This window comes from Parabacteroides goldsteinii (assembly GCF_020091425.1).
In the GTDB taxonomy this organism is placed as follows: Bacteria; Bacteroidota; Bacteroidia; order Bacteroidales; family Tannerellaceae; genus Parabacteroides; species Parabacteroides goldsteinii.
Genome location: NZ_CP081906.1, coordinates 5196485 through 5210127 on the forward strand (window position 1 = coordinate 5196485; position 13643 = coordinate 5210127).

The following is a 13643-nucleotide window of genomic DNA, read 5'->3' on the forward strand; positions in this document are numbered from 1 at the left end:
TAATTTCCTTCAAAGATACAAAGAATATTATTTACCTGTACTCATTACGCCCGAATCACTGTCACTGTTGTTCAAACGTTTCTGTCCGGCCTTATATGTACGTCCGAAAGAGAAATTATACGATACCGAAACAACAAAAAGACGGGAACTTTCCTTGATATAAGAAGTTTTTTTGCTGGAAGCATATTGATTCCAATTCTCGGACTGCACCTTCCAGTTATCGGAGAAAGGATTAAATGCCCCAATACCTAAAGAAAGGTTCTTGAAATTATATTTCGCCATGAACATCTGAATATTCTCGCCCCCTTCCAACGTTTCACCCCAGAACCTGTTCCAGTTCGTATTCATCTGATACATCAACATGAACTTCTTCCACGTAAGCGACGCCTGCATATTACAATACCAGTTCGTATACCGGTGAGAATACGTATTGCCATTGCTGATATAATGATTCACACCACCGGTAAAAGAAAATTGCAAAATATCCTTGATCGGCCCTACCCGAAACATGGCAGAGCCCACCACACGCTGCCAGTTTTTCTGATTGTTCCAAGTCTGGATAATCTTATTGCCCTCCTGGTATTTCTCATCCATAATAGCATTAGGTACATATTCATACGTACCGTTGACGAGCGCATAAAAAATACCTTTCTGATATTCGTAATTAAGATCCAACAGGTAGCTCATATAAGACTCCAGTCTCGGATTACCACGTTGCAACTGAAGGGAATCGATCACCTGCTCGACGGCATTCAGGTTGCCTAAAGAAGGAGACAGATTGCCGACATACCCCTTCAGACGTATAAACGACTGTCCGGGTAAAGCATATTGCAAAGTAAAACGGGGATTAAATGTATAAAACTGATCCGAATCATCCGTCCCCTCCTGTTTGTAGTACAAACGTGCCAATTCTACTCCCAACATATAATCCAATTTTCGAACTTTGCCTTTGAACTCACCGTAAATAGAACTAGCAGACTGATCCATATGTGTATCATAATCATGTCCGTTTCGATACTCATTATCGGAAAAAGATTGCGTATGCCAAACACCGCCACTCAGACTATTCCCGTTAGCCAATTTCTTTTCATAGATCGCCTCACCGATCAGGGAATATTTCTTTCCGGAAACACGGTTATTGATATCCGTCAGTAATTCCTCCCCCCGGCTTTCCTGGTAGAAACGATGGGAAGAAGTGCGGTTATAAGTTCCCACCACATTGAACACCAATGTCTGGTCGTTCTTCAGATTACGCTGATAATACAAGTCCAAAGCCGGAACCTGATTATCGCTACTATTCAAGTCAACCATGTCTACATAATCATCCGGATTGTCCAGGTTGGAGAGAATTCCCCGGTAATCCCAGTGCGGCTGATGATTGTTCCAATAACGGAACGTAGCGTTGAACAGATACTTTTCAGGATCCTGCACACTGTAATTCAGGTTCAGGTTATGCATGAACATACTGGCATGACTCGGATCGCCAGTCTCTTTTCGATGCAGCACTGTTCCATCCGCCAAATGAAAAATCTCTTCATTATCTCTCGACATGCCATAGAAATCGCGTGGCCCGATCCGGTAAGAAGCACCGAACTCCGATTTCTTATGATTGATCTTTCCCGAAACACGGTGTTCGCCCCATAAAGCATTCACCCCCTGGCTCATATCCACACTGAAATTTCCTCCCGTTTCAGGCCGGCGAACAATATAATCGAGCACGACTTCCGCATTCCTATAACGCAAACCCGGATTATCATGAAACTCAATACGAATAATATCAGCCGGCAATAAAGCTTTGATTTCATCCAACTCCACTTTTACGCCATTGATACGAAGCTGCACTTCGCCATCGCCCGGCACTTTAATCTCGTTCGACATCGGGTTGACCGTTATCTTCGGCAACATCAACTGTTGCAGCAAATCCATTCCGTTAGTAGATGCTTTTACCTGCCGATCGGAAGGGAATATCAGTTTGCGATCGGAACGACTGCTTGTATTAGAGGCACTGACCGTGACGCCATCCAACGAGACGGGCGCATCTTCCATCAAGATCTCTTTCAGGTCGATACTTTTATTAAATCCATCCAAAGCAATATATTGTGTTTCATATCCAAGGCTGGATACAGCCAGTAAATAATCGCCTGCTTTCACCTTATCCAACATAAAACGCCCTTTTCCATCCGTAGTCGTACCGGTTATAAAGACAGAATCTGCCGTCTGCAACACAACGTTGGCAAATTCAAGAGGAGCTTTATCCCGACCATTCCTCACCATACCTTTTATTTCCAAATTTTGGGCAAAAACTCCCTGTATCATGCAGCCGAGCAGCATGATGGCAAATAGAATTCGTTTCATACGTTTATAATTTATTTTTCCGGCAGGGTGGCCATACCTGCCTGTCGTTTATTTCTGCAAGTAAGACGAAGCTACTTCAAAAAAAGTTACACGAAAAACGAAAAAAAAATCTCATCGCCCCACATAATCGTATACCGAAATCGTTCGGCAAATGTTCGAAATTTACCGATATATAATTTCCAGACTCTTTATCAAACAATACCTGAAACAATGCGTACCACATTGAACATCACAAAAGCAACATAAAAAATAGATTTGCAACAAAATCAAATCAACAACAATAAAAAACTAGTATTATGGACAGCTTACAATTTCAACAAAAACTAATAGGAATACAAGATCGCCTGATGAATTTTGCTCTCAAACTAACAGCAAACAGAGAGGATGCTCTGGATCTTTTACAAGACACAACGCTGAAGGTGTTAAACAGTCAGGAAAAATTTACAGACAATGTTAATTTTGCAGGTTGGGTTATGGTCATCATGCGCAATCTTTTTATCAATAATTATCATAAGATGGTACGTGCACAAACTTCAGTAGATCAAAATGTCGATTTGTACAACCTGAATATTACCTGCGACTCCATTTCCGGTTCTCCCGACAAGATTTATCAGATCAAAGAGATCACAAAAGCGATTGCCGCTTTAAATGAGGATTACAAAATCCCGTTTTCTTTATTCGTAAACGGCTACAAATATCAAGAAATAGCAGATAAACTGAATCTTCCCCTAGACACAGTGAAAAGTCGTATCTTTTTCGCTCGTAAAGAATTACAGAATAAACTGGATGGCTTTCAATATGCATGATACAACCCTAAAACACTTACCTCAAAAAAACAGGAACGCAATATAATGATGCTCGCACCTGGGTATCGAAGGCTTCGATATCCAGGTATCAAGCAACATTTGTTACCGGAAAACATATGTGCAAACCTGTCTAACCGAATCCGTTTATTCCGATTTCAAACTATCTACCGGATTGGCATTTGCCGCCCGCCAACTCTGGAATGTCACTGTTCCGATCGTAATGCTCAACACCACCAATAAAGCAACCGGAAATACCCACCAATACATCGGTGTTTTATATGCGAAACCTTCTAACCATTTCTTAATACCATAGTAGCCTACCGGCGCTGCTAAGGCAAAACAAACCAGTACGATATACATATAAGAGCGGTTGAGCATTTCTAATATTTCCCCGTTAGTCGCCCCATGTACCTTGCGTACACCGATTTCTTTTCTACGATACTGTGTATCAAATACGACCAAACCGAATACCCCCACAAGTGATATGATAATCGCCAATATACTGAAAACCATAATCAGACTACGCAAGTTCTCTTCCTTATGATACAATTGATTAAATATCTCATCATAAAACTCAATATCATAAGGATAAGACGGGTCCATGTCGGCCATTGTTTCACGGATATGAGAAACAGCTCCAAGTATGTCTGTTCCGGCCTTCAAGCGAATATAAGAAACTGTCAAAGGGATAGGCATATTACCTGTCACAAAAGCAATATTATTCTCTCCATTGCGAAGCGAAGTAAATTTCACATCACCGGTAAGACCTACAATACGACCAGCCAACCACGACGTAACCCGGTCGCCAACTTCCATATCCGCACTCATTTGCGCTGTATGGTTAAAGATATATACGGCTTCTTCCGACAACTCATCTGCTTGTAAAAAATCACGCCCTTCTTCTACCTGAATTCCCATAACACGAAGAAAATTGGATGAGGCATATATCTGAAAAAATTGTATTTCTTTTTCCTTTACAGAACCGGAGCTGGTACTGTAACCATCTTTCGAACCTACTTTCTCCATAGCAAAAGCAACATCTTCGATACCCGAATATTCTTTCAGTCGATTTACATACGTTTCGCGCGATTTGTTATAGATTTCTCCGTTCAAACGGACAACGGCAATCTGCTCCTTGCCGAATCCCAAAGAATAACCACGCATATAATTGTTTTGAAGACGTACAAAAACAGCTCCGATAATCAACAGAATAGAAACGACAAACTGAACACCGATCAAAACCGTACGCAACTTTCGCCCGGAAGGTGAAAGTCCGAAACTCCCTTTCAAAACCAATGCCGGAGGAAAAGAAGTCACATACCAGGAGGGATACAATCCGGCGACAATACCGGTAATCAGCGCTATAACACCGGTCAATAATATAATAGACAGGTTACTTACTATCTCCAAATTTGCCTCCACAAAAGGCAAAGCCTCCGTACGTCCCAATATCCATATCATAAACAGGCTCAGTACCCAAGCTATCATACTGATAATTGCCGCCTCCACTAATAACGCACAACGCAATACGGCATCCGAACTACCCAATACCTTTTGAGTGTTGATGCTTCTAATGCGCATAGGCGTCAGCGATGTACTGAAATTGGTAAAATTGATGGCAGCCACAATGATGATTAGCAAAGCAATAAAGAATAGCAACCTGGTAACTTCCTTATTGCCACTCCGAAAGATCGTTCCGTCTTGGCTTTCGTTCATATAATAAATACTTGTCAACGGGGTCAACCTGATACCTCCCTCTCCCTCCAAACCTACTTTGGCATAATCAAAATGGGTATTAAAATTATCCGTTACAGCTTGTGCCGACTCCGGCGTATCAAGCAAGAGGTAACAAATATAATTGCTGGCATCGAAATTGTCCCGCTGATAGGTTTCACCGATTGCCGTATAGATCAGGTTACGCATCTGGCAGTTTCCCGGAAAATCTTTATAGACCGCCCCAACCGTATACTCACGGTTGTCTTTCGACTGAATTGCTTCTTCGGCATGAATGGCTTTTCCTACAGCGGGCTGTTCACCAAACATTTTGAGAGCCATACTTTCCGGCAAGATTACTTTTTCCGGGTCTTTCAGACAATCCCGTTCTCCTTCAATAATCTGAAAATCAAATACCCGGGTAATAGCCGGATGGCAAGTTTGTATCAACTCCCGATAACCAATCTTTTGTCCGTCTTCCATCACAGAAAAATAGACTTCCGGATTATACGGATAGATCAGACTACCGGCTTCGATATGGGGCGATGACTGGATAACTTCCTCCACAAAAGCACGAGGCAGAATCGTACCGAAAGTACCGGGAAACGTCAAATCCAAACGATATACCCGATCTGAAGTCGAATGGCAATGATCAAAATTCCGTTCGTAATCTACCTGTATCAGGATAACAATAAAAGCGGCAAAAGCAACGGCCAACCCTGTTACATTCAAAAAAGCCGCCATCTTAAAACGTCGTAATACACTTAGAGAATTTCTTAATATCGTTTTCATATGATTTATCATTTCCTCCTATTATCCAAAATATATGCCAAAAACATATCTGATTGTTTATCACATAATTGTATGCACCATATAAAAATACCAATGTCTAATTTTTATACACCAGTGTCTAATAATTTGACATTCAAATAGTAAATCATGAAAAATAATTCAAACTTCATGCTCTACCGGGTTGATATTGGTTACATGCCGATAGCGAATAATCCAAAATTGTGTTCACGCAAAACCGGTTAAATATGCATAAAGATTCTTGTCGGTTTTAACACCGAAATGCTCCATATAACCTCCGTATTAGCTCCAGTGAAGGTCCACTCCCTACGATTGGGGGTAAAACGGAGGTAATTCTTTAACAAATGGGCCATTTTCCGAGGGTAAATGTTAATGCGATTTTAACACGATTTTTTTCGCTGTTGTTATAAGGAGTGAAGAGGTGGTACGCAAAAAAACTTTATCTTTGAAACAAAACAAGCCAAACACATGGATATCGTAAACTCATGGATTAGCATCATCAATGATGTATTATGGTCATATATATTAATTATCATGCTATTGGGTTGTGCCGTCTGGTTTACCCTGAAAACCCGTTTCGTACAGTTCCGCATGATAAAAGAAATGATAAAATTGCTTGGAGATTCTACCGGAAAAACTAAAAACGGTGAAAAACATATCTCTTCTTTTCAGGCATTTGCCGTATCGCTGGCCAGCCGTGTCGGAACGGGCAATCTGGCGGGAGTAGCTACGGCAATTGCGGTTGGCGGTCCGGGAGCCGTATTCTGGATGTGGATTATTGCTTTATTGGGAGCCTCCAGCGCCTTCGTCGAATCGACATTAGCACAATTATATAAAAGAAGAGGAAAAGACTCCTTTATCGGAGGGCCGGCCTATTACATGGAACGCGGCCTCGGGTTACGATGGATGGGCGTGTTTTTTGCTGTATTGATTTCTATCACTTTCGGCTTTGCCTTCAATTCGGTACAAAGTAACACGATCTGCGCAGCCTGGGAAGGGGCCTTCGGATTCGACCACAGGGTAATTGGCGGCATACTAACCATCCTGACCATCCTCATTATCTTTGGTGGCATTCAACGGATCGCGAAAGTGAGCAGTATTATTGTTCCTGTAATGGCTCTCGGATATGTTGCGCTGGCATTGGGCATCGTTCTTTTCAATATAAGAAAACTTCCAGCCGTACTGGAACTCATCATCGGCAATGCTTTCGGATGGGAACAGGCCATCGGCGGAACGGTCGGAGCTGCTTTGATGCAGGGAATCAAACGGGGCCTGTTCAGTAATGAGGCAGGTATGGGTTCGGCTCCGAACGTAGCGGCAACAGCCGATGTATCGCATCCCGTAAAGCAAGGTCTTATCCAGACATTAGGTGTTTTCACCGACACGTTGATCATCTGCACCTGTACGGCCTTCATCATTCTTTTCAGCGGTGCCCCGCTCGACGGAAGCGTGAACGGCGTACAACTGACGCAACATGCACTGACCAATGAGGTTGGAAGTATCGGCAGTATCTTCGTCGCTGTAGCCATTTTGCTGTTCGCATTCAGCAGCATTATCGGTAACTATTATTACGGAGAAGCCAATATACGATTCGTCACTCAAAAGAAAAGCGTGTTGTTCACCTACCGCCTGTTAGTCGGTGGAATGGTGATGTTCGGTGCTTTGGCAAGCCTCGACCTGGCCTGGAGCCTGGCCGATATAACAATGGGACTGATGACGATCTGCAACCTGATTGCCATCTCCCTGCTCGGTCGTCAGGCATTCCTCCTACTCAACGATTACATCACCCAAAAACGAAAAGGAATAGCAAGCCCCAGATTCACCAAAAACAGCATCCCTGAGCTGAAGGACAAGGCAGAATGTTGGTAAGTATGAGATATATTGTATATTACTGATAAATCAGGCTAAACAACCGCTCCGGCGCGAACACCTCATTCGCCACCTCCTGTATCTCTTCGGCAGTCAGGCTTTCGACCTTGCTGAAAACTTCCGGAAGGGTATCATACCGGTTATAGTGGAGGAAGCTCTTTCCCAAACCGAGGAAAAGTCCTTCTTTATTATCTCCCGAAACACCCAACTGACCGATAACCTGCTTTTTGGCAGCAGCCAGTTGCGTGGCGGACAACTTGATGTCACGTATCTTACCTAACTCTTTATGAACCAGTTTCAGAGCTTTCTCCATATTCTTCGGATCCGTACCAAAGTAGATGCTAGCCAGGCCTGTATCGGTATAAGAAGTAACATTCGATTCCACATTATAAACCAATCCATGCTTCTCACGGAGTGAAACATTCAGACGGTTATTCATGCCCGGACCACCCAGCATATTATTAAGCAGGAACAACGGTATCCGTTTTTCATCATGCATACTATAAGCACGACTACCGATCAGTACATGCGCTTGGTGCGTATCCTTATGCACTTTCTTCACACACGGAAGAATTCCGGCAGGTGCCACCCGGTTGCGGGAAGCAATCGGGAAAGCGATATCCGACAGCAGACTTTCCGCCAGTTTAACGATCTTCTTGAAATCCACACGCCCCATCGAAAAGAATACCATATTTTCCGGTGCATAAAAACGACGCATAAACGAACGGCCCGATTCAGAATTAAAGGTCAGAAGAGAAGCCTCATCTCCCAATATATTATGTCCCAGCGCATGCCCGTCATAAAGCAAATTCTCGAATTCATCGAAGATCAGTTCCGAAGGGCTGTCCTCATACGAATTAATCTCATCCAGGATCACATCCACTTCTTTCTCTATTTCCTGTTGCGGAAACTGTGAATGGAAGATCAAATCCGTCAGTAATTCGAAAGCACGCTGATAATGTTCTTCCATAAAGATAGAATACACAAATGTCTCTTCCTTGGTCGTATAAGCATTCAGTTCTCCGCCTACATTCTCCATCCGGTTCAGGATATGCCAGGCTTTCCGCTTTTCGGTACCCTTAAACATCATATGCTCCACAAAATGAGCCAAACCAAATTCGTTCGATTCTTCATCCCGGGTTCCGGCATTTACAGCAAATCCACAGTACGAAACCGGCGATTCCATCGGCAAATGTACCATACGAAGACCATTAGGTAAAATATGTGAGAAGTAATGCATTGTTATCTTTCGCTTAATTGACGTGCAAAAGTACAATAATAAAAGGAGAAAGGAAGAATGCCGGATAAATTTCCATGGTAGACAATCTTTAAAGTTATGCTCAGACCACCTTCCATCCTTCGATATTCCTTGTTTTAGAACTGAAATTTACAGCTAGCTTGACCAATTTACGGGGATCGTGAGCAAACGGCTCGGCATAACCTTTCTCTTCGATCTGGCGAATCGCTTCTTCTAATGTTCCGTTCAATTTGAACTCCATTATATAAATGTAAGCCGGAGTTTTCAGGATTAAATCCGCCCTTCCACGATTGGTGTGATATTCAGCATCAACATAAAATCCCATCAAGCAACTTATAATATAAAGTACATTTTGGTAATGTTTCTCCAAATCGCCGACCAAGTCGTAAGGAATGTTACTGAAGAAGGTTTGAAGCCTGGAAAAGAAAGAGTCGTAATCGCCAGTTTCCACTTCACCTACAAATTTACGGATATTGAAAGTCGTATCCGTTTCCTTTACATCGGCATAATAAGGCAACAGGTATTTAAAAAAACCTTCTTTGACCTCCAAATTCGGGAAACCCAACGTATATAATTTGAAGCGCTTATCATATCCTTTGATGGTCAGATATCCACTTTGATAAATTACCGGTATCGGATTTTTCGAAAAGGAATCAATACTATCCAACACATCGGAGTCTGTTTCCACCTCTTCCAATTCCCATAAATCATAACGGGATCTTTGCAAAAGGTACACCAGAAAACTTGGTGTTCCCGTTGCAAACCAATAACTATCGGGGCGCATGGCATAAAACGTATTCAGTAAGCTGAAAGGATTATAGATACCCTCCGAATTTTCGGTAAAATGATAACCGTCATAATTATCCCTTAGCAATTCAACAGTTTCATCATAAGTCAGATCCTCTTTGGTTGCCAATGTATGGATATCCAAATCAAAATAATGATGTATCTCCTTTTCAGTCATACCACAAATAGCTGCGAAATCAGGGTTCATTGAAATGTCGTTCAAGTTATTCAAATCACTGAAAACACTTATTTTCCCAAATTTGGTCACCCCTGTCAAGAAAGCAAATTTGATATAACTATCCATGCTCTTCATCACCCCGTAGAAAGGCTTCAATTGGTTTCGGTACACCTGTTGTAACCTGTCATCTTCGATAGCCTGCAACATCGGTTTATCGTATTCGTCCACCAAAATAACTACCCGTTGCCCCGTTTTCTCATATGCTAAACGAATGACATGAAAAAAACGCTCTTCCGGAGCACGATCGCCATAATGGCTTCCATATTCACGCTCCCATATTTCCAAATGTTTGTTCAATTCTTCCAGCAGGGAATTCTCATCTTCGTAATTTCGTGCATTCAGATCGAGATGAAGCACAGGATAAGTTGTCCAGTCTTTCTCCAATTGTTCGATATCTAACCCCTCAAAAAGTTCTTTTTTCCCGGCGAAATAGGCCTGAAACGTAGAAATCAATAGACTTTTTCCAAAACGTCGCGGACGGCTCAGAAAATAATATGAACCGGTTTTCGCCAACCTGTAAACATACCGGGTTTTATCTATATATACATAATTGTCCTTCCGTATCTTCTCAAAACTCTGTACTCCTATCGGATAATTTCTTTCCATAACTCAACCGGATTAAACATTCAGACAAAGATAAGGATTTAGACCAGAATTCGTTTAATAATGCCTATTTTCATTTAAAGAACCGGGAAGTATTTTAAACACTTCCCAGATCCTCTATATCAGTTTTTTATATAATCCTATTTAGCCGGTTCCATAAATACTTCCAGCATATTCCCCTGCGAAAGTATCTTTTGAGCAATCTCTTGTATCTGCTTTGAAGTCATACCGTCAAGTACTGCTTTATTTGGTGTATGACGATCCAGATTATGGAAATAGTAATCATCGACCACACGCAACCAATAACTGTTTTCTTTCAGATTTTCCGCATATTTCTTCTGCATATTTTCTTTCGTCTTATTAAAATCTTCAATACGCGGACCATCTTTCGCAATACTCTGAAGTTCGTCACGTACAATTTTATTCATTAAATCAGCCTTCTCTGGGTCCGTATCGAAATATGTTTGCAAAGCTACCTCTCCTTTCGGGAAATAACCCAACTGTGAAGAAACACTGACGCCATACGTTCCACCGGCTTCTTCCCTGACCTTCTCCACATAAACAATATCAAGTATTTGTTTCAAGGCGGTGAGCAATGTCATATTTTCGGGTGTAAAATCCAGTTGTCCGGAATAAATGCCGACAATAGAAGCTTTAGGAGTCTCCATCGAACGAGCAAAACGCTTTTCCGTAATTCCCTTTTGCATATGAGCATATACATCTTCCCGACCTTTCGGTTCCTTGCGACCAAGAGATGGTAAAGTCGCCAGATATTGTTCTATCAGCGGCTTGATAGCATCCGTATCTACATTTCCGACAAATGTGAAAATAAAATCGGATGCATCCGCATAACGTTCTTTATAAAGATCCATCATCCGGGCATAGCTTATATGATCAAAATCAGACAACTGTACACGCATTACACGAGGATTTCCATTATATAGATAAGTGCTCAGTGTATCACTGAACGAAACCATCGGATTGAGATCCAGGTTTGTCAACTGTGATTTCATTCTTTCTTCAAATGAAGCATACGCATCATTATCCATACGAGGCTTATTAAAATAGAGATAGATCAACTGGAACATTGTTTCAATATCCTGGGGAGAGGAAGACCCATCCACTTTCTCACAATCCGGACCAAGAGAAACATAAACATTAACTTTCTTTCCCGCAAGTTTTTTAGCTAAATCCGTTTTGCTGAAATTTCCAACACCACCCAGATTGATTGCACTATTTATCAACTTCTGATTCGCAATATCTTCATCGCCGAACATAGTCGTACCTCCCGGACTGGTGGCTGTCATTAATACCTGGTCATCTTTAAAATCTGTCTTTTTCAGTAAAACCTTAATGCCGTTGGACAAAGTCAGTTCCGTTACACCCAGCAACTCATTTTCCTTAGATGATACGATCTTGCCGGGTGCAGGCAATTTCTCTATCAAAGGTTCATCAGACACCGTTTCAACATAAGGCGTCAATTCCTCCTGACGTGCTTTATTAAATACATCCAACAATTCTTCTTTCGTGGGATATACAAGTCCTTCTTTTTCCGGGCCAGATACAGATATAACAACATTTTTCTCACCGATTATATCCTGAATATATTGATTGACCTGTTCAAGAGTAACCGACGGTGCTATTTGGTTGATCATAGCATATTCATTTTCTATCCCTGAGATGGAACCCCCGTCTGTAAAATGGCCCACATATCTGTTTGAGTAAGTTCCGTTTTTCTGTTTATCCCGTTCTTTATAATTCGATTCATAATTCTTCAACACATTCACCCGGGCACGTTCATATTCGGAAGCGGTAAACCCATATTTGTTCACCCGCTCTGTTTCGCGCGTAATGGCAGCAAGCGCATCAGTAACCTTTCCTTCTTTTGCAGCACAAAATACATTCCAGGCATCTTTTGTTTTAGCGACAAAGTAATTACCATCATATCCCGAAGCTCCCAGAAACGGAGCATCCGGTTTTTGCAGGATTTCACGGAAACGTTCGTTCATCATGACACTGGAGACATTTTTTATGTAGTTCATCACTATTCCCGCTGCCGATGCTTTTACCTCATCTGGCATTTGATCATGTTTAAAGAATAGGTACACATAAGGAATTGTCGCCTCTTTGTCCTGTGCAACCGAAACCAAAGGTTCCTCATTATCAGGAACCGGATACAGAATACGTTCTGCCGGATTTACAGGCTTAGGCACATCGGCAAACAGCGTCTTTAATTGAGCCTCAATCTTATCCGGATCAATATCACCCACCACAATAACAGCCTGCAAATCGGGACGATACCATTTTTTATAATAAGCGCGTATCTCATCATGTTTAAAGTTATTGATCACATCAATACTTCCTATCGGCAAACGATTGGCATACTGGCTACCCGGATACATAGCCGGAAGCTGTTGTTTCATCAAGCGCATGCCGGCATTTCCGCTGGTACGCCATTCTTCACGTATGACGCCACGCTCCTTATCGATCTCCTCACCATCCAACGAAATACCGTTAGACCAATCATGAAGCACCAACAGACAGGAGTCGATAATACCCTGACGCGTAACAGGCGCATTCATAATCATATACACAGTTTTATCAAAGCTAGTATAGGCATTCAGATTCTCGCCAAAACGGACACCGACTGTTTCCAGATAGTTAGTCATCATTTTTCCGGGGAAATTTTTTGTTCCGTTAAAAGCCATATGCTCCAGAAAATGAGCTAATCCGGCTTGCGAATCTTCTTCCAGTATGGAACCTACCTGTTGTGCAATATAAAAATCGGCACGGTTTTCCGGCAATTTATTCTGCCGGATATAATAAGTAAGTCCGTTATCCAACTTCCCATATTTTACCTTCGGATCAACAGGAAGAGGTTGCAACTGTTGTGCACAAAGCTGTTGTAACGCGAATACTGCCACAAACAGCCAGCATAATGTTAGATTGAGTTTTTTCATGCGGTTATATTTAATATTAATATTGGTTCGAAAAGTACGAATAAAAATCCGGATATTATTCATAAGAGATTGATTTTATTCGTTTTCAAAAAATAATATTGGACCTCCAGATTCGAGAAACCCAACGTATATAATTTGAAGCGTTTATTATATCCTTCGATGGTCGGATTTAGACCAGAATTCACATTGACAAACGTAATTTCTTCCGGATTCAAACCGGAACACAGAAGATATGAGACTTTTGC

Annotated in this window: 7 protein-coding genes; 2 read left to right on the forward strand and 5 right to left on the reverse strand. The window is 41.8% G+C overall.

Annotation, left to right across the window (positions count from 1 at the left end):
* Positions 1 to 27: 27 nt before the first annotated feature.
* Complete coding sequence (locus tag K6V26_RS21830; protein WP_224263842.1) at positions 28 to 2355, reverse strand: TonB-dependent receptor; 2328 nt, start codon at positions 2353 to 2355, stop codon at positions 28 to 30.
* A 296-nt stretch (positions 2356 to 2651) separates the two neighbouring features.
* Here K6V26_RS21830 and K6V26_RS21835 point away from each other — a divergent pair, with 296 nt between their 5' ends.
* Complete coding sequence (locus K6V26_RS21835) at positions 2652 to 3161, forward strand: RNA polymerase sigma factor (RefSeq protein ID WP_224263843.1); 510 nt, start codon at positions 2652 to 2654, stop codon at positions 3159 to 3161.
* A 144-nt stretch (positions 3162 to 3305) separates the two neighbouring features.
* Here K6V26_RS21835 and K6V26_RS21840 read toward each other — a convergent pair whose 3' ends face one another.
* Complete coding sequence (locus K6V26_RS21840) at positions 3306 to 5666, reverse strand: ABC transporter permease (RefSeq protein ID WP_224263844.1); 2361 nt, start codon at positions 5664 to 5666, stop codon at positions 3306 to 3308.
* 486 nt (positions 5667 to 6152) lie between these two features.
* Here K6V26_RS21840 and K6V26_RS21845 point away from each other — a divergent pair, with 486 nt between their 5' ends.
* Positions 6153 to 7553 carry an alanine/glycine:cation symporter family protein gene (locus tag K6V26_RS21845; RefSeq protein ID WP_224263845.1) on the forward strand — a complete coding sequence of 467 codons (1401 nt, stop codon included), beginning with the start codon at positions 6153 to 6155 and terminating at the stop codon, positions 7551 to 7553.
* 19 nt (positions 7554 to 7572) lie between these two features.
* Here the strand turns inward: K6V26_RS21845 and K6V26_RS21850 are convergent, their stop codons facing one another.
* From K6V26_RS21850 to K6V26_RS21860, 3 genes are all read right to left on the reverse strand, one after another.
* Complete coding sequence (locus tag K6V26_RS21850; protein WP_010801302.1) at positions 7573 to 8793, reverse strand: M16 family metallopeptidase; 1221 nt, start codon at positions 8791 to 8793, stop codon at positions 7573 to 7575.
* Between the two features lie 100 nt (positions 8794 to 8893).
* Positions 8894 to 10441, reverse strand: coding sequence for an ATP-binding protein (locus K6V26_RS21855; RefSeq protein ID WP_010801301.1), 1548 nt, complete (start codon positions 10439 to 10441; stop codon positions 8894 to 8896).
* A gap of 137 nt (positions 10442 to 10578) precedes the next feature.
* A complete protein-coding gene (locus K6V26_RS21860; RefSeq protein ID WP_224263846.1) occupies positions 10579 to 13398 on the reverse strand; it encodes a M16 family metallopeptidase in 2820 nt (939 codons plus the stop codon).
* Between the last annotated feature and the right edge of the window lie 245 nt (positions 13399 to 13643).